This window comes from Azohydromonas aeria, from assembly GCF_009760915.1.
GTDB classification, from domain to species: domain Bacteria; phylum Pseudomonadota; class Gammaproteobacteria; order Burkholderiales; family Burkholderiaceae_C; genus Azohydromonas; species Azohydromonas aeria.
Genome location: NZ_VIDQ01000017.1, coordinates 46,613 through 70,498, shown reverse-complemented (window position 1 = coordinate 70,498; position 23,886 = coordinate 46,613). Strand labels below are relative to the sequence as shown.

Genomic DNA, 23,886 nt, shown 5'->3' with positions numbered 1-23,886 from the left:
TCGCTGCCGACGCCCCCGCTCACTGCGCCGGGTCGCGGTGCGACCAGCGGACGTCGTCGATGGCTTCGAGCAGCGACGCCGGCAGCGTCGTGTCCCAGGCGTCCAGGTTCTCGTCGAGCTGCGCCACGCTGGTGACGCCGACGATGGTGCTGGCCACGCGCCAGTTGCGATAGCACCAGGCCAGCGCCATGCGCGTGGGCGTGAGGCCGTGCGCGCGCGCCAGCGCGTTGTAGTGGCGCGCCGCCTGCAGCGCCTCGACACGGCCCCAGCGCTGCTGCTTCATGCTCTCGAACCGCGCCAGCCGCCCGGGGTTGTCCACGTCGTTCAAGCCGCGCTGGTCGTACTTGCCGGTCAGCAGCCCGAAGCCCAGCGGCGAGTAGGCCAGCAGCGACACCTGCGCGTGGAACAGGGCCTCGTCCAACCCGTTGTCCACCACGCGGTTGACCAGGCAGTACGGGTTCTGCACGGTGGCGATGCGCGGCAGCCCGGCGGCTTCGGCGAGGCGCACGAACTCGGCCACGCCCCAGGCCGTCTCGTTCGACAGGCCGATGGCGCGCACCTTGCCGTCGCGCACCAGCCGGTCGAGCGCCTGCAATTGCGCCTCGATGCCGGTGACTTCCTGGACCTTCTTCGGCTCGAAGTACAGGCCGCCGAACATCGGCACGTGGCGCGCGGGCCAGTGGATCTGGTAGAGGTCGATGCAGTCCGTGCCCATGCGGCGCAGGCTGTCCTCGCAGGCCTGGACGATGCGCTCGGGCTTCAGGTCAGGCACGCCGCCGCCGATCCACTCGTAGCGCGAGGGGCCGGCCACCTTGGACGCCAGCACCACGCGCTCGCGCGCGCCGGGGTGCTTCCTGAACCACGAGCCCAGGATGCGCTCCGTGTCGCCGTAGCGCGCGGCGCTGGGCGGCACGGGGTACATCTCCGCGGTGTCGATGAAGTTCAGGCCGCGCTCGAGCGCGCGGTCCAGGATGCGGTGGCTGGTGGCCTCGTCCACCTGCTCGCCGAAAGTCATGGTGCCCAGGCAGATGGGCGTGACGCGCAGCTCGCTGCGGCCCAGGGTGACGGTGTCAAGCATGGACATGAGTTTGCCTCACCATCGGTTCAGGGGGGGCACGCCCCCGCCGCGTGTCAGCTGCCGACCTCGCTGCCCGCCGCGCCCGCGCCACCGGCCATTCCGGTGCCGCCGGCCGGGGCGGCGCTCGGGTGCCCGTCGTTGATCGGGATCTGCCGCGTGCGCGTGTGGCGCGGCGGCATGTCGAAGCACACCTCCAGCACGCCGTTGTGGAAGCCCGCCTGCGCCGTGTCGGGGTTGACGCCTTCGGGCAGCGGGATGACGCGCTTGAAATGCCCGTAGGTGCGCTCGGTGCGGTAGTAGCCGCCGGGCTGCACGGAGGTCTGCGTGCTGCGGCGCTCGCCCGCCAGCACGAGCTGGCCGTCCTCGAAGCCGATCTGCACCTGCTCGCGCGACAGGCCCGGCAGGTCGGCATGCACGACCAGCTTGCCGTTGCGCTCGGACACTTCCACTTCGGGCAGCCAGCCGCCGCCCGGCGCCATGGCGACGCCGGAGCCGCCGGCCGTGCCGGGCGCCTCGGTGTAACTCTCGTCGGTGCCGCCGCTGCTGCCCGCGGCGGCCGGGGCATCCACCGCCTGGCCGCCGCCGCTCCAGCCGCGCAGCCGGCTGCGCAGCTTCTCGCGGCCGCCGCCGACGAACTCGTGGAAGAGGCGGTCCACGTCCTCGTCCAGGCGCTTGAGCAGGTCCATCGGGCTGGTGCCGCGGCGGCTGAAGAAGTCGGTGTAGGGGTTGCCGCTGCGGCGGGAGGTGTCGTCGCTGCCGCTGGCAGCACCCTGCTGCGAGCCGGCGCCGCCGTTGCCGGCGGCACTGCCGCCGGACGCACCGCCCTGCTGGCCGGCGGCGGCGCTGAACTGCTCCTGCTGGGTGCTGCTCGTCGAGGACGACGATTGCGCCCCCTGCTGCGAGGAAGACGTGGGGCCGGCGGCGCCGGATTGCTGGGACTGGTCCATGGTCGAAGGCTCCTCATCCGACGAAGCCGGCGCCGCGGCGATGCCCGCGGCCGGCCGGCGCTCCGGGCGGGCATCCACCGTGCCCGCACCCGGACGCTCAGCCCTGTCCGCTTGAAGCCCGCGCCGCTTCCCGCTCCCTCAACACCTTCCGCTGCACCTTCCCCGTCGTCGTCATCGGCAGCTGCTCGATGAACTCGATTTCCTTGGGATATTCATAGGGCGCCAGCCGCCCGCGCACGTGCTGCTGCAACTCCTCGATCAGCGCCGCGTCGCCCTGGAAACCGGCCGCCAGCACCACGAAGGCTTTCACGATTGCACCCCGCTCGGCGTCGGGTTTCGGCACCACCGCCGCATTGGCCACCGCCGGGTGCTTCAGCAGGCAGTTTTCTATTTCTCCCGGGCCGATGCGGTAGCCCGCCGCCTTGAACATGTCGTCGCTGCGCCCGCGATACCAGAGGTAGCCCTCGGCATCCATCTCGGCCATGTCGCCGGTGCGGCACCAGCTGTTGGCCGGGTCACCCGTGAACTTCGCGCGCGTGGCCTCCTCGTTGCGCCAGTAGCCCAGGAAGAAGATCGGGTCCGGGTCGCCGTGCATGTCCAGGCGGTGCAGCGCCACGTCGCCCACCACGCCGGGCGGGCAGACGTTGCCGGCGTCGTCGATCACGGCCACGCGGTGCCCGGGATAGCCGCGCCCCATGCTGCCCGGCCGTGCCGGCCAGCCCTGCGCCACGCGGCCGTCGGCGGTCCGGGGCGTGGCGCAGTTGCCGACGATGTAGTTCACCTCCGTCTGGCCGAACATCTCGTTCACCACCACGCCGACCTCGTCGCGGCACCAGTTGAAGACGGCGTCGCCCACCGCCTCGCCCGCGCTCATCAGGCCGCGCAGGCGCAACGTGAAACGTCCGCGCGGCTGCGGCACGGCTTTCATCATGGCTTTCAGCGCCGTCGGGAAAAGGAAGCTGTGCGTGACGCGATGCTCCTGCAGCAGCTCGAAGGCGCGCACCGCATCGAAGCGGCCGCGATACGCCAGCACCTCGCGGCCGAAGAAGAGCACGGGCAGCAGCACATCCATCAGGCCGCCGGTCCAGGCCCAGTCGGCCGGGCTCCAGAACGGGCCGGGCGCGGGGATGGAGGCCGGCCCGGTCCGGCCCGCGTCCAGCGCCGGCAGGCCCCAGGGCGCCGGCAGGTCGAAGCCGTTCTGGCTGGCGACGAAGCCGGTCAGGTTGCCCAGCAGCGCCCGCTGCGGCAGCAGCGCGCCCTTCGGGGCGCCGGTGGTGCCGCTGGTGTAGATCAGGATGGCCGGGTCCTCGGCGCTGGTCGCCGCGGGCTCGAAGGCGTCGGACTCGGCCGCCAGCGCCGCGTCCCAGTCCGCGTCGCCGCGGCCCTGCGCCTGGCCCACGGCCAGCAGCGTGCGCAGCGTCGGCACGGCCGCGCGCAGGCCGCGCAGCGCCTCGATGCCGCTTTCGTCCGTCAAGGCCAGCACCGACTCGCTGTGCCGCAGCCGGAATTCCAGCGCCTCGGGGCCGAACAGCGTGGTCAGCGGCATGGCGACGGCGCCGATCTGGTGCACCGCCATGTGCGCCACCGCCGTCTCGATGCGCTGCGGCAGCACGATCGCTACCCGGTCGCCGCGCGCCACGCCCAGGCGGCGCAGCGCGTGCGAGAGGCGGTTCACGTCGGCCTGCAGCCGGGCGTAGCTGACGGTCTCGACGCGGCCGTCCGCCGCCACCTGCCGGATCGCCACGGCGCCGGGCGTCTCGCGCGCCCAGCGCCTGCAACAGGCCTGGGCAATGTTGAAGTCGGCCGGCACGCGCCAGCGCCAGGCCTGTGCCAGGGCGGCGTGGCGGTCGGGCGTCGATGGAGAGGACGCCATCGGCTCGGCGGCCTCGGAACGGGGGATGTCAGGGTCGGTTCGCATGGCGGGACAGCTTAGGAGCGCCTATGGCGGCTGCCAGCCCGGCACAACCCGCGGCTGGCCTAGCATGCGGCGCATGAGCTACGAACCGCGCATCCCCGCCGCCAGCCGCTTCCTGGACATCCGGGGCTTGAAGTACCACCTGCAGTGCTGGGGCGAGCCGGCGCTGGCGGCGCCGCAGCGCCCACTGCTGGTGCTGCTGCACGGCTGGATGGACGTGGGCGCGTCGTTCCAGTTCCTGGTGGATGCGCTGCAGGCGCCGCGCTGGATCGTGGCCCCGGACTGGCGCGGCTTCGGCCGCAGCGCCGTGCCCGGCGCCGACGCCTACTGGTTTCCGGACTACCTGGGCGACCTCGACGCGCTGCTCGACGCGCTCAGCCCCGACGCGCCGGTGGACCTCGTCGGCCACAGCATGGGCGGCAACGTGGCGATGGTCTATGCCGGCGTGCGGCCGGGGCGCGTGCGGCGCCTGGTCAACCTGGAAGGCTTCGGCATGCCCGACAGCCGTGCCGCGCAGGCGCCGTCGCGGCTGGAGAAGTGGCTCGACGAGCTCAAGGCGCCGCCGGCGCTGAAACCCTACGCCAGCCTGGAGGCGGTGGCCGCGCGGCTGCGCGCCAACGACCCGTTCCTGGATGCGGACAAGGCCGCCTGGCTGGCCGCGCACTGGGCCGAATCCGACGGCGCCGGCGCCTGGCGGCTGCGCGCCGACCCGGCGCACAAGCGCGTGAACCCGGTGCTCTACCGCAAGGAGGAAGCGCTGGCGGCATGGGCGCGCATCGCGGCGCCGCTGCTGTGGGTCGAGGGCGAAGACACCGAGGTGCTGCGCCGCTGGGGCGCGGCCTATCCGCGCGCGGACTTCGAGGCCCGCATGGCGACGCTGCCGCCGCACCGGCGCGAGGTGCTGCCGCGCTGCGGCCACATGCTGCACCACGACCAGCCGCGGGCGCTGGCGGAGCTGGTCGAGGAGTTCCTGGATGCGGACGCGGCGCCTGGCGCCGCGCCGGGAGTCACACCAGCGCGCTAAACAGCGCCGGCACGCCGATCACGACCAGGCTGACCAGCAGCAGCTCGGCCCCGCCCAGGCGGTCGATGCACTTTTCCAGCTTGCGCATGTCGGTCTCCTGCGTCGCTCTTGTATGCGGCACAGGTTAGGCACCCCCTGATCGAGTGGATTTGATTCAGCTCAATTGATCCAGGTCACTTCGGGTTTACCCAGGGTGGCGCCAGTCGGCCACGCGCGCCCGGGTCTCGGCCGAGGGCGCGCGGGTGAAGAAGCTCAGCAGCACGATGGTGATGAAGCCCACCGGCACGCCCAGCACGCCGGCAGAGACCGGGTGCAGCCCCCACAGCAGCTCCAGCGGCGCCTCGATGCCGAAGAGCCGGCGCAGCCAGGGCTGCGTCAGCACCATGTACAGCACCGCGCTGCCCAGCCCCAGCACCATGCCCCAGCAGGCGGCGGTGCGCGTGGCGCGCTTCCAGAAGATGCCCAGCACCAGCGCCGGAAAGAAGGCCGAGGCCGCCAGCGAGAAGGTGGCCGAGACCAGGAACAGGATGTCCGCGGGCTTCTGCGCCGCCACGGCCGCGGCGGCCAGCGCCACCACCAGCAGCAGCGCCTTGGAGATGGTCACGCGCCGCGCGGTGGGCGCGCCGGGGTTGATGACGCGGTAGTAGGTGTCGTGGCCCAGCGCGTTGGAGATGCTCAGCAGCAGCCCGTCAGCGGTGGACAGCGCCGCGGCCAGGCCGCCGGCAGCCACCATGCCGGCGATGACGTAGGGCAGCCCGGCGATCTCCGGGGTGGCCAGCATGATGATGTCGCCGCCGATCTTCATCTCGCCGAGCTGGAAGATGCCGTCGCCGTTGACGTCCTGCACCGACAGCAGCGCCGGATCGACCTTCGACCAGTTGGCGATCCACGCCGGCAGCTGGTCGAAGGGCGTGCCCACCAGCACGTTGAAGATCTCGTACTTGACCAGCACCGCCAGCGCCGGCGCCGTGACGTAGAGCAGCACGATGAAGAACAGGCTCCACGCCACGGAGGCGCGCGCCTCGCGCACGCTGGGCGTCGTGTAGTAACGCGTGAGCACGTGCGGCAGCGCCGCCGATCCCACCATCAGGCAGAACACCAGCGCCAGGAAGTTGCGCCGCGAGTCCTCAGGGCCGCTGCGCGCGAGCGGGTCGCCGTCGGGCTCGCCGGCAAAGGGCACGGCATGCTCGGGCATGCCCGCCAGCGGCCGCGCGCGCGCCTCGTTGGCGGCCTTTTCCGCCTCCCAGCGCCGGCGCGCCTCGGCCTCGTTGTGCGGCAGCTGCGCCAGCGCGCGCTCCGCGGCGTGGATCTCCGACTGCGGCGCGTTGGTGTGCTTGAGCCGCGCCACGCGCGCCTTGGCGGCATCGACCTCGGCCTCCAGCGCCGCGGGCACGTTCTCCAGGCGGCGCGCGTAGGCGTCGGCACGGCCCTGGAAGGTGGCGATCACCTCCTTCTCCGCAATGTCGAGCTTGAGCTGCTGCTCGCGCTCGCTCACCTTTTCCAGCTGCACGCCGTAGACCAGCAGCGGCAGCGGCAGGCCGGTCTGCTTGGCCGCGAGCCAGCACACCGGCACCAGGTAGGCCACGATGAGCACGATGTACTGCGCCACCTGCGTCCACGTCACCGCGCGCATGCCGCCCAGGAACGAGCACACCAGCACCCCGCCCAGGCCCACGAACACGCCCACCTCGAAGGGCAGCCCCGTGAGCCGCGCCGTGATCAGGCCCACCCCATAAATCTGGGCAACGAGATAAGTAAAACTGACCAGGATGGTGCAGGCCGCGCCGATGAGCCGCGGCAGGTGGCCCTCGTAGCGCGCGCCCAGGAAGTCGGGAATCGTGTACTGGCCGAACTTGCGCAGGTAGGGCGCCAGCAGCAGCGCCATCAGGCAGTAGCCGCCGGTCCAGCCCACGATGTAGGCCAGGCCGCCGAAGCCGCTGAGGTAGAGCGTGCCGGCCATGCCGATGAAGGAGGCCGCGCTCATCCAGTCCGCGGCGGTGGCCATGCCGTTGTAGAAGGCCGGCACGCGCCGGCCCGCCACGTAGTACTCGGCCGGGTCGGTGGTGCGGCTGAGGATGCCGATGCCGGCATAGACCAGCACCGTCATGAGCAGGAAGGCGAAGCCGATCCAGCGCTTGGACAGCCCGGCCAGGTGCTCGGCCAGCCCCAGCAGCGCCACGAAGGCGATGAAGCCCAGCGCAAAGCCGATGTAGATGAGGTGCAGCCGGGCGCGAAAACGCTGCGGCGAGAACGAGCGCGTGACCGGCGGTGCCGCCATCTCAGCCCTCCTCCTCGGCCAGCCCGGTGGCGGCGTCGATGCGGCCCATGGCCCAGGCATACACCGCCACGATGGCCAGGAACACCAGCAGCGCGCCCTGCGAGGCGAACCAGAAGCCCAGTGGCCAGCCGAAGAAGCGCTGGCGCAGCTCGGTGGCGAAGAACACGCCCACGAAGCCGGCCACGAACCACGCCAGCAGCAGCGCCGCCGTCAGCCGCAGCGTCAGCCGCCAGTGCCGCGCCGCGGCGGGCTCGGCCGCGTCCGCGCGGGCCGGGCCGTCATTGGGAATGTCGGCCTGTTGGCGGCCCTGCGTGTCCATGTCTCCTCCCGTGCGGCAGGCCGTGGGCCGGACTGCCGGGGCCGGATTTTCTTACATCGCCCGCGCCGCCCGGCCCGGCATGGCGCGCGTGCGAAAATTCCACCCCTTCCAAGCATCACCGACCGTGGGTCCCCACACATGGACATCGAACGCATCAACGCCATCGGCAGCCTGCTGACCGACCTGAGCGAGCGCACCAGTGCGCTAAGGGGGTATCTTTGACTACGACCGCAAAGCGCTCCGCCTGAACGAAGTCAACGCCGCGCTGGAGAACCCCAGCGTCTGGAACGATCCCAAGCGCGCCCAGGAACTCGGGCGCGAGAAGAAGACGCTGGAGACGGTGGTCGAGACCATCAACCACCTCGAGCGCAACCTCGGCGACAACCTCGAGCTCTGGGAGATGAGCAAGGCCGACGAGGACGTGGCCGCCCTGGAGCACATCGAGTCCGAGGCGCAGGCCCTGCAGGCCGTGGTGGAGCAGCTCGAGTTCCGCCGCATGTTCAACAACCCCGCCGACCCGAGCAACTGCTTCATCGACATCCAGGCCGGCGCCGGCGGCACCGAGGCCTGCGACTGGGCCAGCATGCTGCTGCGCCAGTACCTCAAGTACTGCGAGCGCAAGGGCTTCAAGACCGAGGTCATGGAGGAGACGGAAGGGGACGTGGCCGGCATCCGCAGCGCCACGATCAAGGTCGAGGGCGACTACGCCTTCGGCCACCTGCGCACCGAGACCGGCGTGCACCGCCTCGTGCGCAAGAGCCCCTTCGACAGCTCCGGCGGGCGCCACACCAGCTTCGCCTCGCTGTTCGTGTACCCGGAAGTCGACGACTCCATCGAGATCGACATCAACCCGGCCGACGTGCGCACCGACACCTTCCGCGCCTCCGGCGCCGGCGGCCAGCACATCAACAAGACCGACTCGGCCGTGCGCCTCACGCACATCCCCACCGGCATCGTCGTGCAGTGCCAGAACGACCGCTCGCAGCACCGCAACCGCGACGAGGCCTGGCAGATGCTGCGCTCGCGCCTGTACGAGCACGAGATGCGCAAGAAGATGGCCGAGCAGCAGAAGCTCGAAGACGCCAAGACCGACGTGGGCTGGGGCCACCAGATCCGCTCCTACGTGCTCGATCAGAGCCGCATCAAGGACCTGCGCACCAACGTCGAGATCTCCAACACCCAGAAGGTGCTCGACGGCGATCTCGACAACTTCATTGCCGCCAGCCTCAAGCAGGGCCTGTAAGCCCCGCATCCCGGGCCGGTCCGCTCGCAGCGGCCGGCCCGGCCCACATCAACCGTCACCCGACAAGCACCGGAGCAGCAGCCCATGCGCGAAGGCACCGTCACCCTGGTCCGCCGCGAGGATTACCTCGCGCCGGCGTTCCGCATCCGCAGCGTCGACCTTTGCTTCGACCTGGAGCCGGCCAAGACGCTGGTGAGCTCGAAGCTGCTCATCGAGCGCGACGCGCAGGCCGCGCCGCAGCCGCTGCGCCTGCACGGCGAGGGCCTCACGCTGCTGCGCGTGCTGGCCAACGGCGAGAGCGTGAGCTTCCGCCACGAGGACGGCATGCTCGTGATCGACCACCCGCCCGAAGGCGAGTCCTTCCTGCTCGAGATCCGCAACAGCTGCTGCCCGGAGAAGAACACCGAGCTCTCCGGCCTCTACACCAGCGGCAACGGCTTCTTCACGCAGTGCGAGGCCGAGGGCTTCCGGCGCATCACCTACTTCCTCGACCGACCCGACGTGATGGCCGTCTACACGGTCACGCTACGCGCGGACAAGGCGAAGTACCCGGTGCTGCTCTCGAACGGCAACCTGGTCGAGCAAGGGGAGCTTGCGGCCGGGCGCCACTACGCCAAGTGGCACGACCCCTTCCCCAAGCCCAGCTACCTGTTCGCGCTGGTGGCGGCCGACCTGGTGGCGCGCGAGCAGAAGATCCGCACCCGCAGCGGCCGCGAGCACCTGCTGCAGGTGTTCGTGCGCCGCGGCGACCTCGACAAGACCGAGCACGCGATGAACTCGCTCATCGCCTCGGTGGTGTGGGACGAGGCGCGCTTCGGGCTGCCGCTGGACCTCGAGCGCTTCATGATCGTGGCGGTCGAGGACTTCAACATGGGGGCCATGGAGAACAAAGGCCTCAACATCTTCAACACCAAGTTCGTGCTGGCCAGCCCGGCCACGGCCACCGACATCGACTTCTTCGGCGTGGAAAGCGTGGTCGCCCACGAGTACTTCCACAACTGGACGGGCAACCGCATCACCTGCCGCGACTGGTTCCAGCTCAGCCTCAAGGAAGGCCTGACCGTCTACCGCGACCAGGAGTTCTCGATGGACATGAGCGGCGGCGCCAGCGCGCGCGCCGTGCGCCGCATCGAGGACGTGCGCCAGCTGCGCGCGGCGCAGTTCCCCGAGGACGCCGGCCCCATGGCCCACCCGGTGCGCCCGGACAGCTACGCCGAGATCAACAACTTCTACACCGCCACCGTCTACGACAAGGGCGCCGAGGTCGTGCGCATGATGGCCACGCTGGTGGGCCGCGAAGGCTTCCGCCAGGGAATGAGCCTGTACTTCGCGCGGCACGACGGGCAGGCCGTCACTTGCGATGACTTCGCCCAGGCGATCGCGGATGCCAACCCTGACAGCGCCTTGTCGGTGCGGCTCGATGCCTTCAAGCGCTGGTACGCCCAGGCCGGCACGCCGGCCGTGACCGCGCGCGGCAGCTACGACGCCGAGGGCCGCCGCTACACGTTGACGCTGCAACAGCGCTGCGCGCCCTCCCCCGGCCAGCCGGTGAAGCAGCCCTTCGTCATTCCCGTGGCGATGGGGCTGCTCGCGGGTGACGGCACGTCGCTGGCGCTGCAGCTCGAAGGCGAGGACAACCCCGGCGCCACCTCGCGCGTGCTGGTGCTGGAGCAGCCGCAGCAGAGCTGGGTGTTCGTCAACGTGGACGCCGCGCCGGTGCCCTCGCTGCTGCGCGGCTTCTCCGCGCCGGTGACGCTCGACGACGGCCTCACCGATGCCGAGCGCCTGGTGCTGCTGGCGCACGACAGCGACGCCTTCAACCGCTGGGAGTCGGGCCAGAAGCTGGCGCTCTCGCGCCTGTGCGCCGCCGCCTCGGGGCAGGCGCCGGCGCAGCTCGACGACGCCTTCGTCGAGGCCATGCGCGCCGTGCTGCACCACCCGGGCCTGGACGCCTCGTTCAAGGAGCTGGTGCTGCAGCTGCCCAGCGAGGGCTACGTGGCCGAGCAGCTGGCGGTGGTCGATCCGCAGCAGGTGCACGCGGTGCGCGAGTCGATGCGCCGGCAACTGGCCGAGCGGCTGCACGCCGACTGGGCCGCCATCTACGAGCAGCTCGCCACGCACGAGGCCTACGAGCCCTCGGTGGCGCAAGCCGGGCGGCGCGCGCTGGCCAACCTGGCGCTGTCGATGCTGTGCCTGCACGCGCAGCGCAGCGGCGACCCGGTGTGGCCGGGCCGCGCCTACCAGCGCTTCAAGGACGCCACCAACATGACCGAGCGGCTCGGTGCGCTCTCGGCCCTGGTCGAGTCGCATGCCGAGCTGGCCGAGCCCGCGCTGGCGAAGTTCCACGCCCTGTTCAGGAACGACGCGCTGGTGCTCGACAAGTGGTTCGCGCTGCAGGCGCGCGCGCCGGAGCAGGAGGGCCGCGTCTTCGCCCGCGTCAAGGCATTGATGAAGCACCCGGACTTCTCGCTGCGCAACCCGAACCGCGCGCGCAGCCTGCTGTTCTCGCTGACGATGTTCAACCCGGCGGCCTTCCACCGCGCCGACGCCGCGGGCTACGTGTTCTGGGCCGAGCGCGTCATGGAGATCGACGCCATGAACCCGCAGCTGGCCGCACGCCTGGCGCGCGTGATGGACCGCTGGCGCAAGCTGGCCGAGCCCTACCGCGGCGCGGCGCGCGAGGCCATTGCCCGCGTGGCGGCCAAGCCCGACCTGTCCAGCGACGTGCGCGAGATCGTCACCCGCGCGCTGGCCGACGACGCCGTGGAAGCGGCGGCGGCCCCATGAACGCATCCATGAAGCCATTCACCACCATCACCAGGAGGCCCCAGCCATGAGCAGCAAGCGAGTCAGTCTCAGCCAATACCTCGTCGAGCAGCAGCGCGAGCACGGCAACATCCCGGCGCAGCTGCGGCTGCTGATCGAGGTGGTGGCGCGCGCGTGCAAGCGCATCGCCATCGCCGTGAACAAGGGCGCTCTGGGCGAGGTGCTGGGCAGCGCCGGCAGCGAGAACGTGCAGGGCGAGGTGCAGAAGAAGCTCGACATCATCTCCAACGAGGTGCTGATCGAGGCCAACGAGTGGGGCGGCCACCTCGCGGCCATGGCCAGCGAGGAGATGGACGAGATCCACGTCATCCCCAACCGCTACCCGCAGGGCGAGTTCCTGCTGCTGTTCGACCCGCTCGACGGCTCCTCGAACATCGACGTCAACGTCAGCATCGGCACCATCTTCTCGGTGCTCAAGAAGAGCCCCGAGCACGAGGGCGTGAGCGAGGCCGACTTCCTGCAGCCCGGGCGCGCCCAGGTGGCCGCGGGCTACTGCGTCTACGGCCCGCAGACCACGCTGGTGCTGACCGTGGGCGCGGGCGTGGTGATGTTCACGCTCGACCGCGAGCTCGGCGGCTGGTTCCTGGTCGAGCAGAACGTGCAGGTGCCGGCCGACACCAAGGAGTTCGCGATCAACATGAGCAACATGCGCCACTGGGCGCCGCCCATGAAGCGCTACATCGACGAATGCCTGGCCGGCACCACGGGCCCGCGCGGCAAGGACTTCAACATGCGCTGGATCGCCTCCATGGTGGCCGACGTGCACCGCATCCTGTGCCGCGGCGGCGTCTTCATGTACCCCTGGGACGCGCGCGAGCCGAGCAAGCCCGGCAAGCTGCGCCTGATGTACGAGGCCAACCCGATGGCCTTCCTCATCGAGCAGGCCGGCGGCGCCGCCACCAACGGCCAGCAGCGCATCCTCGACATCCAGCCCACCAAGCTGCACGAGCGCGTGAGCGTGATCCTGGGCTCGAAGCACGAGGTCGAGCGCGTCACCGGCTACCACGCCGAGGCATCGCAGCAGTGAGCATGAGACGCGGCAGGCAATGAGGGCACGGGGCTTGCCGGCGCTGGCGCGAACCTTCCCGCGCACTGCGCCAGCCAGCACCGTGAGCCCCACCTGCCCCACCCGCCCTGCGTCCCGCCCGCAACCGCCTGAAGAATTTCTTCAATCCCTCTTGCGGGTGCACTCAAAAGCGTGCCATAATCTTGGTCTTGACGGCGCCGGTGTAGCTCAGTTGGTAGAGCAGCGCATTCGTAATGCGAAGGTCGGGAGTTCGACTCTCTTCACCGGCACCACAAACAACGTGAAGCCCTGGTTTCTTGCGAAGCCAGGGCTTTTTCGTTTGGGGCGCAACCGCTGACCCGACAAGGCGAACCAAGGCAGACCCGACCATGCAGCCCGGACCCGACACCCTGCGCCTCGTGGGCGACGTGGGCGGCACCAACGCCCGCTTCGCGCTGCTCGACGACTTTGGCCACCTGCAGGCCATCGAAACGCTTGCCACCGCCGACCACGCCGACCTGGCCGCGGCGGTGCAGGCCTACCTCGCGCCGCTGGGGCGCCCCGCGCTGCGCGAGGCGGCCGTCGCCATCGCCAACCCCATCGAGGGCGACTGGCTGCAGATGACCAACAGCCCCTGGCGCTTCTCGATCGAGGCCACGCGCCAGGCGCTGGGGCTGCGGCGCCTGTGCATGCTCAACGACTTCGAGGCGCTGGCGATGTCGGTGCCCGGCCTGGCCGGCGCGCAGCTGGAGGCCGTGGGCGGCGGCAGCGCGGCCGAGGGCGCGCCCAAGGTCGTGATCGGCCCGGGCACGGGGCTGGGCATGGCCTCGCTGGTGCGCGGCCCCGGCGGGCGCTGGCTGGCCGTGGCCGGCGAAGGCGGCCACGCCACGCTGGCGCCGACCTGCGCGCGCGAGGCCGACATCCTGCGCGTGCTGTGGCAGCGGCACGAGCACGTCTCGGTCGAGCGCGCCGTCTCGGGCATGGGCCTGGAGAACCTCTACCGCGCCATCGCCACGCTCGACGGCGTGCCGGTGCAGCCGCTCGCGGCGGCCGACATCAGCCAGCGCGCGCTGGCCGGCGCCGACGCGCAGTGCACCGAGGCGCTGGAGTGCTTCTGCGCGCTGCTGGGCGCGGCCGCCGGAAACCTGGCGCTGACGCTGGGCGCGCGCGGCGGCGTCTACGTCGGCGGCGGCATCGTGGCGCGGCTGGGCGACTGGTTCGCGCGGTCGCCCTTCCGGGCCGCCTTCGAGGCCAAGGGCCGCTACCGCGACTACCTCGGCCGCATCCCGACCTGGGTGATCCGCGCCGAGGAGCCCGCGCTGCTGGGCGCGGCGCGCGCGCTGCAGCAGGACTGAAGGCGCGGCTTCGGGCGCACGGGAGCGATGCGATGGGTTCCGGCAAGGATGACGGCGCAAGCAACAACATCCTGGTCGGCACCGCGTCCTGGACGGACAAGTCGCTGATCGACAGCGGCCGCTTCTATCCGAAGGAGGCCACCAGCGCCGAGGCGCGGCTGCGCCACTACGCCGCGCAGTTCCCGCTGGTCGAGGTCGATTCCTCCTACTACGCCATGCCCTCGCCCACCACGGCGCGGCTGTGGGCCGAGCGCACGCCGGCGGACTTCACCATGAACGTGAAGGCCTTCCGGCTCTTCACCGGGCACCAGACGCAGACGAAGGTGCTGCACGAGGACCTGCGCCAGGCGCTGGCCTGGCCCGAGGGGCGCAACCTGTACTGGAAGCACGTGCCGCCGGAGATCCGCACCGAGCTCTGGCGCCGCTTCCAGGGCGCGCTGCAGCCGCTGCAGGACGCGGGCCGGCTGGGCCTGGTGCACTTCCAGTTCGCGCCCTGGATCGTGTGCAACCGGCAGGGGCTGGAGCACGTCGAGGAGTGCGTCGGCCACATGCCCGTGCACACGCTCAGCGTCGAGTTCCGCCACCGCAGCTGGTTCGACGAGAAGAACCGCGCCTCGACGCTGGCGCTGCTGCGCGACCTGGGCCTGGTGCACACCGTCGTGGACGGCCCGCAGGGCTTCAGCAACAGCGTGCCGGCGCTGTGGGAGGCCACGCACCCGGCCGTGGCGCTGCTGCGCCTGCACGGGCGCAACACCGAGACCTGGAACGCCACCGGCCCCGCGGCCTCCGACCGCTTCAACTACGACTACCCCGACGCGGAGCTGGAAGACATCGCCCGGCACCTGCGCGAGCTCGCCGCGCGCGTGGCCAGCTGCCACGTCGTCTTCAACAACAACTTCGAGGACCAGGGCCAGCGCAACGCCGCCACGCTGATGAAGCTGCTGCACCTGGCGCGCTGAACGCGGCTGAACTTGCCGGGTGGCCCCGCGCCGAAGCGAGCGCTCGCTGGGCACAGCCGTTGCCGAAATCCCCGCATCCGGCACTTGCGCCGACCGAAGCGGGGTTTCCGACCATGAACGAAGCAGTACTCGTCCCGTCGGCCAATGGCTGGCACCGGCATCCGCCCCTGGGCCTGGGCGAAGCGCCCTTCGCCGCGCCGCCGCCCGAGCGGCTCACGGCGCACGAGCGCCTGACCTTCTACCCCTGCCGCGCCGACGCGCGCGAGCACGAGATCGCCACCCAGCGCGGCGTGGCGCGGCGCCTGGCCGCGCTCATGGGCTGCGACTTCGCCGACGGCACGGCCGAGGGCGCCACCGGCTCGCTGGGCTACGTGGTGCCCAACGAGACGCTGATGTCCCTCGACGCCGCGCGGCGCCTGGGCATCCGCGGCGAGGACGACCTGTTCGGCGGCGTGGTGCCCGCGCCCTTCGTCGCCACCAAGGTCATCACCCACGGCCTGTGGCGGCCCGACGCCGCCGCGCCCGCCGGCTGGAGCCCGGACTTCGGCGAGCGCGTGCGCGGCAGCGTGCTGCCGGGCTGGTCGGTGTTCAGCCTGGAGGACGCGCGCGCCGCGGGCCTGGCGCTGCTGCAAGACGGCGAGGTGCGGGTGAAGCCCGCCCGCGGCATCGGCGGCTCCGGCCAGTCGGTGGTGCGCGACGCGCGGGCGCTCGAGGCCGCGCTGGAGGCGCTGGACGCCGCCGAGCTGCAGCGCCACGGCCTGGTGCTGGAGCGCAACCTGGCCGGCGAGCTGCAGACCTACAGCATCGGCCTCGTGCGCCTGGGCGCGCTGCAGGCGTGCTACTTCGGCACCCAGTTCAACACCCGCAACCGCCACGGCCAGGAGGTCTATGGCGGCTCCACGCTCACGGTGGTGCGCGGCGGCTTCGAGCGGCTGGAGCAGCTCGCGCGCGAGGCGGGCGATCCGCATGCCGAGCAGGCCGTGGCGCTGACGCGCGTGTACCACGAGGCCGCGCGCGAGTGCTTTGCCGGCTTCATGGCCTCGCGCGCCAACTACGACGTGGTGCGCGGCCAGGACGCCGCGGGCCGGGCCTGCGCCGGCGTGCTGGAGCAGTCCTGGCGCATCGGCGGCGCCAGCGGCGCGGAGGTGGCGGCGCTGCAGGCGCTGCTGGAGGACCCGGCGCGCACCAGCGCCCGCGCCTCCACCGTCGAGGCGCACGGCGAGCCCGCCGAGCTGCCCAGCCGCGCCGTCCTGTACTACTGCGGCGTGGACGAGCACGTCGGCCCCATCACCAAGTACGCGCTGCTGCACGAGGACTGACGACCCCTTCTTCCGTTCGTCCTGAGGTATCGAAGGATGAACGGCCCCCGCCGGGCGGCGGGCCGCAGGTGCCAAGCCGGCGCACCGGGTCCGCCGCCCACCGATCAAGGACTGATTCATCCATGAGCACCCGGGAGCACGCCATCGAGATCGAGGTCGATGCCACGCGCATCGACGCCACCGTCGTCACCCCCGGCACCGCCATGCCCGGGGTGCTGTTCGTGCACGGCTGGGGCGGCTCCCAGGAGCAGTACCTGACCCGCGCGCGCGAGATCGCGGCCCTGGGCTGCGTGTGCCTGACCTTCGACCTGCGCGGCCATGCCGACACCCAGGAGCAGCGCGAGCAGGTCTCGCGCGAGAGCAACCTGCGCGACGTGCTCGCCGCCTACGACCGGCTCGCGCGCCATCCGCACGTCGATGCGGACGCCATCGCCGTGGTGGGCAGCAGCTACGGCGGCTACCTGGCAGCGATCCTGACCGCGATGCGCAAGGTGCGCTGGCTGGCGCTGCGCGTGCCGGCTCTCTACATCGACACCGGCTGGGAGGTGCCGAAAGTGCAGCTGCACAAGGACCAGGACCTGAAGGCCTACCGCCGCAGCTTCATCAAGCCCGACGACAACCGCGCGCTGCGCGCGGTGGCCGACTTCGAGGGCGACGTGCTCATCGTGCAGTCCGAGCACGACGACACCGTGCCGCACCCCGTGATCACCAGCTACCGCGAGGCCTGCCTGCAGGCCCGCTCGCTGACCTACCGCTGCCTGGCCGGCGCCGACCACGGCCTGACCGACCCGACCATGCAGCGCGCCTACAGCGCGCTGCTGACGCAGTGGCTGGGCGAGATGCTGGCCAGCGCGCGGCGCCCGGGCGACGCGGCCGCGGCGCAGGCGTCCAAGGCCGTGGCCGGGAAGGTGGCGGCGGAACAGGCCGCGCCCAGCGAGGCCGAGCCGGAGGCGCCGCCGCTGGCGCGGTGAAGCGGCGCGGCAAGACCGGCAACAGGCACAAGCGGCGTGACCTTGTTGGCAGGGGCTGGCACGGGCGTGTGAATCCGGGCACGGGCACCTCAAGCGCCCGGGCCCCGGGGCCGAAGGGATGAGGTTCTGCGCTCCAGGCGGGCGCTATCCCCATCCCGGATTTCCACCATGCCCCTTGCCTTCCTTCACAACCTGCGCATCGGCGCCCGGCTCGCGCTGGGCTTCGCCGGTGTCGTGCTGATCATCCTCGTGCTGGCCGCCACGGCCTGGGCCGACCTGTCAGCCGCGCGTGAACAGACGCTCGAACTCATCGGGCAGCAGCGCGAACGGCTGCTGCTGGCCGCCGAATGGCGCGAGAACATCCGCGTCAACAGCCAGCGCACCATGGCCATCGTGCTCAGCGGCGACAAGCGCCTGGCGGACCACTTCGGCGCCGACATCCAGGCCTTGTCGAAGCGCACCACCGAGGTCCAGAACCGCTTCGCCGAGATCGAGACCACGCCCGAAGGCATCGCGGCGCAGGCCAGGGTGGTGGAGGCGCGCAAGGCCTGGCTGGCCGCGCGCGACGCGGCCAATGCCGCCACCGCCGGCGGCAACGCCGCGGCCATCGAGCAGGCCACGCGCGCCTTCGTGCTCGCCACGCAGGCTTATGCCGCCGAGGCCAGCGCGCTGTTCCAGTACGAGCAGGCCCGCAGCGAAGCGCTGGGTTCGGCCAGCGCCGAGAAGCTGGACACGACGCTGCAGCACCTGTACGTGACGGCCGCGGCCTGCGTGGCGCTGGCCTGCGTGCTGGGCTGGCTGCTCAACCGCGGCATCGTGCGTCCGCTGTCGCTGGCGCAGGCCTCGGCCGAGCGCATCGCCGCCGGCGACCTCAGCACCGACGTGCCCCGCGGGCACCGCGACGAGGTGGGCCGGCTGCTGGGCTCGCTGGCGACGATGCAGGAGTCGCTGCGCCGCCTGGTCGGCGACATCCACCGCAGCAGCGACGGCATCGGCGCCGCCACCGCGGAGGTGGCGCACGGCAACCACGACCTGAGCGTGCGCACCGAGCAGGCCTCGGCCAGCCTGCAGCAGACCGCCAGCACGGTCGAGCAGATCGCCCAGACCATGCGCCAGAACGCCGACTCCGCCACCGAAGCCAGCCGGCTGGCCGATGCCGCCGCCGGCGTGGCCGGCCAGGGCAGCGCCGCGGTGCTCCAGGTGGTGCAGACCATGGACGCGATCAACCAGAGCTCCCGGCGCATCGGCGACATCGTCGGCGTCATCGACGGCATCGCCTTCCAGACCAACATCCTGGCGCTCAATGCCGCGGTCGAAGCCGCGCGCGCGGGCGAGCAGGGCCGCGGCTTCGCCGTGGTGGCCAGCGAGGTGCGCGCCCTGGCGCAGCGCAGCGCCACTGCCGCCCGCGAGATCAAGACGCTGATCTCGGAGAGCGTGGACCGCGTCGCCGCCGGCGCCCAGGAGGCCAGCGCGGCGGGCGAGACCATCGGCCAGGTGGTGGCCAACGTGCAGCGCGTCTCCGACATCGTGCGCGAGATCACCGAGGCGGCCAGCCAGCAGTCCCAGGGCTTCGGCGGCGTCAACGAGGCGGTGTCGCAGCTCGACCAGGTCACGCAGCAGAACGCCGCGCTGGTCGAGGAGTCGGCCGCCGCGGCCGCGAGCCTGCGCGACCAGGCCGAGGCGCTGACGCTGTCGGTGCGGCGCTTCCGGCTGGCGTGAGGCGCAGCGGGCCGCCCGGGCCCGCGTCCGTCATTTGCGCCAGAACGACCCGGTGAACAGCACCAGCAGCGAGAACAGCTCCAGCCGGCCCAGCAGCATCGCCACGGTGCAGACCCAGACCTGGAAGTCGCTGAGCGGCTGGAAGTTGCCTGCCGGCCCGACCACGCCCAGCCCGGGGCCGAGGTTGTTGATGCTGGCCAGCGCCGCGGTGAAGGCCGTCACCGGCTCCAGCCCGGAGAACAGCAGCAGCAGCGTGGCCAGCACCATCACCGCGCCGTACACCAGCATGAAGGCCAGCACCGACTGCAGCACGTTGGCGTCCACCGCCGCGCCGCCCAGCGTCACCGGCGCCACCGCGCGCGGGTGCACGATGCGCTTGAACTCGCGCTGCGCGCACTTCATCAGCAGCAGCGAGCGCACCAGCTTGATGCCGCCGCCGGTGGAGCCCGCGCAGCTGGTGAAGCACGACAGGAACAGCAGCAGCAGCGGCCCGAACGCCGGCCACAGCGCGTAGTCCCGGGTCGCGTAGCCGGTGGTGGTGGCGATCGAGACCACGTGGAACACGGTGTGGCGCAGCGTCTCGCCGAAGTCCGCATACACCCGGTGCGACATCAGGAACAGCGTCAGCACCAGCGTCGCCGACACCAGCAGCCCCAGGAACAGCCGCGCCTCCACGTCGCACAGCAGCGCGCGCAGGCTGCGCCGGCGCCAGACCATGAAGTACAGCGCGAAGTTGACGCCCGCCAGCATCATGAAGACGGTGGCCACGATCTCGATGGCCGCGGAATCGAAGGCGCCGAAGCTGGCGTCGTAGGCCGCGAAGCCGCCCAGGCTGACGGTGGTGCACATGTGCATGAAGGCGTCGGCCCAGCCCATGCCGGCCAGGCGGTAGGCCAGGAAGCAGGCCAGCGACATCCCGAAGTAGATGCTCCACAGGCCGCGCGCGGTGTGGGCGATGCGCGGGGTGAGCTTCTGGTCCTTCATCGGGCCCGGCGTCTCGGCGCGGAACAGCTGCGAGCCGCCCACGCCCAGCATGGGCAGGATCGCCACGGCCAGCACCAGGATGCCCATGCCGCCGATGAACATCATCAGGCAGCGCCAGACGTTGATCGACAGCGGCAGGTGCTCCAGCCCGGTGAGCACGGTGGCGCCGGTGGTGGTCAGCCCCGAGACGGCCTCGAAGTAGGCGTCGGTGAAGGACAGGCCCTCGATGTGGAACAGCAGCGGCAGCGCGCCGAAGAGGGGCAGCACCGTCCACACCGAGCTCACCAGCAGCAGCCCGTCGCGCGGCTGCAGCTCGCGCCGCACGCGCCGGCCCAGCAGGAACAGCGCCAGGCCCGAGAGGAAGGTGATGGCGATGGCGCCGTCCCAGGCGTAGAGCGCCGCGTCGCCGCCGAAGAAGGAGAAGGCCAGCGGCACCAGCATCGCGCCGGCGAACATCATCAGTGCCCCGCCAAGCATGGCGAGCACGGGCAGCAGGGTCTGCATGCGCGCGGTTCCCGGCGATCAGAGGAACAGGGGCGAGACCTGGAACAGCCGCTGCACCTCGCGCACCTGCTTCTTGTTGGGCAGGAAGACGATGAGGTGGTCGCCGGCCAGCACCTCGGTGTCGTGGTGGGCCATGACGATGCGGGCCTGCTCCACTTCCGAGGCCGCGCGCCGGCGGCGCAGCGCCAGGCCGCCGCGGCCGCCGCGCCCGCGCTCCTCGCGCCGCGGCTCGCCGCCCTCGTGCGGGTCGGGTAGCCCGCGCACGATGGCGCCGATCTGGGCCCCGGCGGGCAGCGGGATCTGGTCGATGCGCCGGCCCACGAGCTTGCTGGTGCCGGCGTCGCCGCTGACCACCGCCTCCAGCACCTCGGCCGTGCCGTGGCGCAGCGAGTGCACCGCCTCGACGTTGCCCCAGCGCACGTGCGCCAGCAGCTCGCCGATGACGGCCTGCGCCGGCGACAGCGCGATGTCGATGGTCGTGCCCTGCACCAGGTCGGCGTAGGCCTTGCGGTTGATGAGCGCCAGCACGTGGCGCGCGCCCATGCGCTTGGCCAGCAGGCAGGCCATGATGTTGTCCTCGTCGTCGCTGGTCAGGGCCAGGAACAGGTCCATGTCCTGCACGTTCTCGTCGCCCAGCAGGTCCTCGTCGGTGGAGTCGCCGTTGAGCACCAGCACGTCGCCGGGCAGCTGCGTGGCCAGGTAGTCGCAGCGCCCGCGGCTGACCTCGATGATCTTGACCTGCACCTCGCCGCGCAGCTGCCGCGCCAGGCGCAGGCCCACGCGGCCGCCGCCGGCGATCATGATGCGGCGCACCGGGCGGTCGCGCTCGCGCAACGCGCCCAGCACGCGGCGCAGCTGGCCGCTGGGGCTGAGCACGAAGACCTCGTCGCCGGGCTCGATGCAGGTGCTGCCGCAGACGTCGGCCACGGCCTTGTCCTGGCGGTAGATGGCCACCATGCGCATGTCGGCGCCGGGCACGAGCTTCGGGATCTCGTCGAGCCGGTGCCCCACCAGCGGCCCGCCGGCCACGGCGCGCACCGCCACCAGGCTCAGCAGCCCCTGCGCCAGCTCCAGCACCTGCAGCGCCTCGGGGTAGCGGATGAGCTGCCAGATCGAGCGCATCACCGACTCCTCGGGGCAGATGACGCGGTCCACGCCGAAGCCCTCGCGCTCGGTGGTCAGCGGCATGCCCTCCTGGAACTCCGGGCTGCGCAGCCGCGCGATGGTGGTGGGCACGTTGAAGAGCTGGCGCGCGACCTTGCAGGCCACGAGGTTGGACTCGTCGAGCTGCGCGCAGGCGATGAAGAGGTCGGCGTCGCCGATGCCCGCGTCGAGCAGCACCGAGGGCTGGATGCCGTTGCCGGCCACGCCGCGCAGGTCGAGCCGGTCCTGCAGCAGCGCTAGCCGCGCCGGGTCGGTGTCGATGACGGTGATGTCGTTGGCTTCGGAGGCCAGGCTTTCGGCCACGCTCTCGCCGACGCGGCCGGCTCCCAGGATGACGATGTTCATGCGGCGGGCATCTTCATCCCCGGCACTGCCGGCGGCAAGCCGGACGCGGTGACCAAAACGTGACCGCTGCTTGAAGCCGGCGTGAATCCCGGCGCCCAAAGTTGGATGCACCAGCCCGGGCGCCAGAACCTGTCACCCCGCCGATGTGGCTGGACCCCTTGTTCCACCCTGTTGCCGAAAGGTCCGCCATGAAAGCCACCCTGGTCACCACCGTCCTGGCCGCCGCCTGCGCCGCGCTGCTGAGCTTCAACAGCCAGGCCGCTGACCTCTCCAGCGTGCTGCGCGAATCGGCGCCGCCCTCCTTCGCCGACGCCGTGCCGGGCAAGACGCGCGCGCAAGTGAAAGCCGAGCTGGCCGAGGCAGTGGCGCGCGGCGAGGTGTCGCACGGCGGCGTGCCGCCGGCCGCCAGCGCCAACTACACGGTGCACGAGTCCGCCCCAGCGCCGCTGGCGGGCCTGCCCACCGGCAAGACCCGCGCGCAGGTCAAGGCCGAGCTGGCCGAGGCGATTGCCCGCGGCGAGGTGTTCGTGGGCGCGGGCAACGCCTACCGGCGCGGCTACGAGAGCGCGCCCTTCGAGCCGGCGCCGTACTCGGGGGCGCAGGGGGTGGCGCGGCGCTGAGAGTCGTCCGAGGTGCCCGGCTGCACGGGCACCCGCTGTGGACTCACCAAGGACTTGAACGACGCGTCGGCGGCATTCCAGTCCAGCACGTCTACTTTGAAAGGCAAGTCAGACTCGACAAACGCCTCAGCCAGCGCCGCCAGCAGCGACGCCGGCAGGCGCTGCGCACCGCCCACGGCCAAGTCCAGGTCCGAATAAGGCTTGCAGCGGCCGGTGACACGCGAGCCGAACGCCCACACCGGCCGGTCCGGCACCCAGCGCGCCAGGATCGCGCGCACGATGTCCCATTCGGCCGGGCGCAGTGCCACGGCAGGCATGGGCTCGATGGCGGCCTTCATCCGGTGCGTTCCGTCAGCCGCTGCAGCAGGTGGCGCGCCTCCGCCAGGAAACCCGGGATGGCAGCCACCACCTCCAGCGCCACGTCCTCGTTATAGGTATGGCTGGTGCGTGCACGCAGGTATCGCCACGTCCGCCATGCCGGCCAGTCGCCCAGCAGCAGGCCCTGCTCGTTGCCGGTGCGGACCAGGGTCTGGAAGTCCATGGCGTCGAAGTCGGCCGGGCTGGCGGAGGCCGCTTCTAGGTAGCGCTTGAGCATCTTGTGCGAGAGCTCGTAGGTGAACTCGAAGCGCTGGATCAGGCCGTCGCGGATCTGGTCGTCGCCGATATCTCGCTGATAGCGCTGCAAGCCTTCATCCAGGCGCGCGACGGCCCGTCCCAGCGGCGTGATGTCGAGTTCCATGGCGTGCTTCCTTCCCGCGGCATTCACGGCGATTGTGCGGCGCTCACACCACCCGCCCCGCCAGCCGCCGCTGCAGGTAGCGCAGCTCGTCCACGAAGCGCGGCACGGCGGCCACCACTTCCGGGCCCATCGGCTCCTCGCCGTCATGGCCGGTGTGCGCGCGCAGATCGCTCCACAGCCGCCACGCCGACCAGTCGCCCGGCAGCAGGCCCTGCGCGTGCGCCAGGCCGATGAGCGTCTCCATGTCCATCGCCTGCGCGGCCCGGGCGTCGCCCGAGGCCAGGCCCAGGCAGCGGCGCAGCGCCTTGCAGCCCAGGTCGAAGCCGAACTCGAAGCGCTGCACCAGCCCGTCCTGGATCAGCAGGTCGCCCGGGTCGAGCTGGCAGCGCCGCAGCGCCTCGTCCAGCCGCTCGACGGCGCGCGCCAGCGGCGCGATGTACAGCTCCATGCCCACTCCTCCTTCATTCGTGAACGCCATCCCGGCGTGACATCTTGCGGCCGCGCCCTGCAAGCAGTGCGCCCGCGCCGCGCCCGGACATCCCCGCCCCGCTATCCTCCCGCCCTTCGCGCG

At 71.6% G+C, this 23,886-nt stretch carries 20 protein-coding genes and 1 tRNA gene; 11 read left to right on the top strand and 10 right to left on the bottom strand.

The features are described from left to right. Positions 1 to 19 precede the first annotated feature (19 nt). From FJ694_RS12750 to FJ694_RS12740, 3 genes are all read right to left on the bottom strand, one after another. Positions 20 to 1,084: an aldo/keto reductase gene (locus FJ694_RS12750; RefSeq protein WP_232540007.1), complete on the bottom strand. Its 1,065-nt coding sequence runs from the start codon at positions 1,082 to 1,084 to the stop codon at positions 20 to 22. Positions 1,085 to 1,131: 47 nt separating this feature from the next. Then, positions 1,132 to 2,025, bottom strand: a complete 894-nt coding sequence (locus FJ694_RS12745; protein ID WP_157267616.1) for an Hsp20/alpha crystallin family protein — start codon at positions 2,023 to 2,025, stop codon at positions 1,132 to 1,134. 97 nt (positions 2,026 to 2,122) lie between these two features. Then, positions 2,123 to 3,898: an acetate--CoA ligase gene (locus FJ694_RS12740; protein WP_157267640.1), complete on the bottom strand. Its 1,776-nt coding sequence runs from the start codon at positions 3,896 to 3,898 to the stop codon at positions 2,123 to 2,125. A gap of 118 nt (positions 3,899 to 4,016) precedes the next feature. Here FJ694_RS12740 and FJ694_RS12735 point away from each other — a divergent pair, with 118 nt between their 5' ends. Next, positions 4,017 to 4,964, top strand: coding sequence for an alpha/beta fold hydrolase (locus tag FJ694_RS12735; RefSeq protein ID WP_157267615.1), 948 nt, complete (start codon positions 4,017 to 4,019; stop codon positions 4,962 to 4,964). A 184-nt stretch (positions 4,965 to 5,148) separates the two neighbouring features. Here FJ694_RS12735 and FJ694_RS12730 read toward each other — a convergent pair whose 3' ends face one another. Both FJ694_RS12730 and FJ694_RS12725 read right to left on the bottom strand, forming a co-directional pair. Beyond that, complete coding sequence (locus tag FJ694_RS12730) at positions 5,149 to 7,242, bottom strand: VC_2705 family sodium/solute symporter (protein ID WP_157267614.1); 2,094 nt, start codon at positions 7,240 to 7,242, stop codon at positions 5,149 to 5,151. Between the two features lies 1 nt (position 7,243). After that, complete coding sequence (locus tag FJ694_RS12725) at positions 7,244 to 7,561, bottom strand: DUF4212 domain-containing protein (RefSeq protein ID WP_157267613.1); 318 nt, start codon at positions 7,559 to 7,561, stop codon at positions 7,244 to 7,246. Between the two features lie 138 nt (positions 7,562 to 7,699). Between FJ694_RS12725 and prfB the strand changes: the two genes are divergently transcribed. The 9 genes from prfB to FJ694_RS12680 all read left to right on the top strand — a co-directional run bounded on the left by prfB (position 7,700) and on the right by FJ694_RS12680 (position 18,959). Continuing rightward, a protein-coding gene (prfB, locus tag FJ694_RS12720) for a peptide chain release factor 2 (protein ID WP_157267612.1) occupies positions 7,700 to 8,804 on the top strand; the annotation gives its coding sequence in 2 pieces (ribosomal slippage) (positions 7,700 to 7,780 and positions 7,782 to 8,804; 1,104 coding nt in all). Between the two features lie 84 nt (positions 8,805 to 8,888). Beyond that, entirely contained in the window at positions 8,889 to 11,591 is a 2,703-nt protein-coding gene (pepN, locus tag FJ694_RS12715; RefSeq protein ID WP_157267611.1) for an aminopeptidase N, read from the top strand. Between the two features lie 46 nt (positions 11,592 to 11,637). Further along, complete coding sequence (locus FJ694_RS12710) at positions 11,638 to 12,657, top strand: class 1 fructose-bisphosphatase (protein WP_157267610.1); 1,020 nt, start codon at positions 11,638 to 11,640, stop codon at positions 12,655 to 12,657. A 196-nt stretch (positions 12,658 to 12,853) separates the two neighbouring features. Then, positions 12,854 to 12,929 (top strand) — tRNA-Thr (locus tag FJ694_RS12705). Positions 12,930 to 13,025: 96 nt separating this feature from the next. After that, a complete protein-coding gene (locus FJ694_RS12700) occupies positions 13,026 to 13,991 on the top strand; it encodes a glucokinase (RefSeq protein ID WP_157267609.1) in 966 nt (321 codons plus the stop codon). 32 nt (positions 13,992 to 14,023) lie between these two features. Next, entirely contained in the window at positions 14,024 to 14,950 is a 927-nt protein-coding gene (locus FJ694_RS12695; RefSeq protein ID WP_157267608.1) for a DUF72 domain-containing protein, read from the top strand. Between the two features lie 113 nt (positions 14,951 to 15,063). After that, positions 15,064 to 16,269: a DUF3182 family protein gene (locus FJ694_RS12690; protein ID WP_157267607.1), complete on the top strand. Its 1,206-nt coding sequence runs from the start codon at positions 15,064 to 15,066 to the stop codon at positions 16,267 to 16,269. Between the two features lie 122 nt (positions 16,270 to 16,391). Then, entirely contained in the window at positions 16,392 to 17,240 is an 849-nt protein-coding gene (locus FJ694_RS12685) for an alpha/beta hydrolase family protein (protein ID WP_157267606.1), read from the top strand. Between the two features lie 168 nt (positions 17,241 to 17,408). Next, on the top strand, positions 17,409 to 18,959 hold the full coding sequence (locus FJ694_RS12680; RefSeq protein ID WP_157267605.1) for a methyl-accepting chemotaxis protein: 1,551 nt from the start codon (positions 17,409 to 17,411) through the stop codon (positions 18,957 to 18,959). A 30-nt stretch (positions 18,960 to 18,989) separates the two neighbouring features. Here the strand turns inward: FJ694_RS12680 and FJ694_RS12675 are convergent, their stop codons facing one another. Both FJ694_RS12675 and trkA read right to left on the bottom strand, forming a co-directional pair. Beyond that, positions 18,990 to 20,447: a TrkH family potassium uptake protein gene (locus tag FJ694_RS12675; protein ID WP_157267604.1), complete on the bottom strand. Its 1,458-nt coding sequence runs from the start codon at positions 20,445 to 20,447 to the stop codon at positions 18,990 to 18,992. An 18-nt stretch (positions 20,448 to 20,465) separates the two neighbouring features. Beyond that, the gene (gene trkA / locus FJ694_RS12670) at positions 20,466 to 21,956 is read right to left on the bottom strand and encodes a Trk system potassium transporter TrkA (protein WP_157267603.1); all 1,491 of its coding nucleotides are present in this window, start codon (positions 21,954 to 21,956) and stop codon (positions 20,466 to 20,468) included. A 188-nt stretch (positions 21,957 to 22,144) separates the two neighbouring features. Here trkA and FJ694_RS12665 point away from each other — a divergent pair, with 188 nt between their 5' ends. Continuing rightward, a complete protein-coding gene (locus FJ694_RS12665) occupies positions 22,145 to 22,576 on the top strand; it encodes a DUF4148 domain-containing protein (protein ID WP_157267602.1) in 432 nt (143 codons plus the stop codon). On the opposite strand, the gene FJ694_RS12660 is transcribed toward FJ694_RS12665, so the two are convergent. The 3 genes from FJ694_RS12660 to FJ694_RS12650 are packed head-to-tail and all read right to left on the bottom strand — an operon-like array spanning position 22,513 to position 23,763. Next, entirely contained in the window at positions 22,513 to 22,914 is a 402-nt protein-coding gene (locus FJ694_RS12660) for a nucleotidyltransferase family protein (RefSeq protein ID WP_198320810.1), read from the bottom strand. The two genes, FJ694_RS12665 and FJ694_RS12660, sit on opposite strands and share 64 nt — an antisense overlap. Further along, positions 22,911 to 23,315: a nucleotidyltransferase substrate binding protein gene (locus FJ694_RS12655; protein ID WP_157267601.1), complete on the bottom strand. Its 405-nt coding sequence runs from the start codon at positions 23,313 to 23,315 to the stop codon at positions 22,911 to 22,913. Before FJ694_RS12655 ends, FJ694_RS12660 begins: the two co-directional genes overlap by 4 nt. Before the next feature lie 43 nt (positions 23,316 to 23,358). Continuing rightward, a complete protein-coding gene (locus FJ694_RS12650) occupies positions 23,359 to 23,763 on the bottom strand; it encodes a nucleotidyltransferase substrate binding protein (RefSeq protein ID WP_157267600.1) in 405 nt (134 codons plus the stop codon). Between the last annotated feature and the right edge of the window lie 123 nt (positions 23,764 to 23,886).

What these genes read in the sequence shown, in the direction of transcription:
- FJ694_RS12735 (WP_157267615.1), top strand. Translation starts at nt 4,017, where the DNA reads ATGAGCTACGAACCGCGCATCCCCGCCGCCAGCCGCTTCCTGGACATC.
- FJ694_RS12680 (WP_157267605.1), top strand. Translation starts at nt 17,409, where the DNA reads ATGCCCCTTGCCTTCCTTCACAACCTGCGCATCGGCGCCCGGCTCGCG.
- FJ694_RS12675 (WP_157267604.1), bottom strand. Translation starts at nt 20,447, where the DNA reads ATGCAGACCCTGCTGCCCGTGCTCGCCATGCTTGGCGGGGCACTGATG.
- FJ694_RS12655 (WP_157267601.1), bottom strand. Translation starts at nt 23,315, where the DNA reads ATGGAACTCGACATCACGCCGCTGGGACGGGCCGTCGCGCGCCTGGAT.
- FJ694_RS12660 (WP_198320810.1), bottom strand. Translation starts at nt 22,914, where the DNA reads ATGAAGGCCGCCATCGAGCCCATGCCTGCCGTGGCACTGCGCCCGGCC.
- FJ694_RS12725 (WP_157267613.1), bottom strand. Translation starts at nt 7,561, where the DNA reads ATGGACACGCAGGGCCGCCAACAGGCCGACATTCCCAATGACGGCCCG.
- pepN (WP_157267611.1), top strand. Translation starts at nt 8,889, where the DNA reads ATGCGCGAAGGCACCGTCACCCTGGTCCGCCGCGAGGATTACCTCGCG.
- FJ694_RS12740 (WP_157267640.1), bottom strand. Translation starts at nt 3,898, where the DNA reads ATGGCGTCCTCTCCATCGACGCCCGACCGCCACGCCGCCCTGGCACAG.
- FJ694_RS12700 (WP_157267609.1), top strand. Translation starts at nt 13,026, where the DNA reads ATGCAGCCCGGACCCGACACCCTGCGCCTCGTGGGCGACGTGGGCGGC.
- FJ694_RS12650 (WP_157267600.1), bottom strand. Translation starts at nt 23,763, where the DNA reads ATGGAGCTGTACATCGCGCCGCTGGCGCGCGCCGTCGAGCGGCTGGAC.
- FJ694_RS12685 (WP_157267606.1), top strand. Translation starts at nt 16,392, where the DNA reads ATGAGCACCCGGGAGCACGCCATCGAGATCGAGGTCGATGCCACGCGC.
- FJ694_RS12750 (WP_232540007.1), bottom strand. Translation starts at nt 1,084, where the DNA reads ATGTCCATGCTTGACACCGTCACCCTGGGCCGCAGCGAGCTGCGCGTC.
- trkA (WP_157267603.1), bottom strand. Translation starts at nt 21,956, where the DNA reads ATGAACATCGTCATCCTGGGAGCCGGCCGCGTCGGCGAGAGCGTGGCC.
- FJ694_RS12690 (WP_157267607.1), top strand. Translation starts at nt 15,064, where the DNA reads ATGAACGAAGCAGTACTCGTCCCGTCGGCCAATGGCTGGCACCGGCAT.
- FJ694_RS12710 (WP_157267610.1), top strand. Translation starts at nt 11,638, where the DNA reads ATGAGCAGCAAGCGAGTCAGTCTCAGCCAATACCTCGTCGAGCAGCAG.
- FJ694_RS12745 (WP_157267616.1), bottom strand. Translation starts at nt 2,025, where the DNA reads ATGGACCAGTCCCAGCAATCCGGCGCCGCCGGCCCCACGTCTTCCTCG.
- FJ694_RS12730 (WP_157267614.1), bottom strand. Translation starts at nt 7,242, where the DNA reads ATGGCGGCACCGCCGGTCACGCGCTCGTTCTCGCCGCAGCGTTTTCGC.
- FJ694_RS12665 (WP_157267602.1), top strand. Translation starts at nt 22,145, where the DNA reads ATGAAAGCCACCCTGGTCACCACCGTCCTGGCCGCCGCCTGCGCCGCG.
- FJ694_RS12695 (WP_157267608.1), top strand. Translation starts at nt 14,024, where the DNA reads ATGGGTTCCGGCAAGGATGACGGCGCAAGCAACAACATCCTGGTCGGC.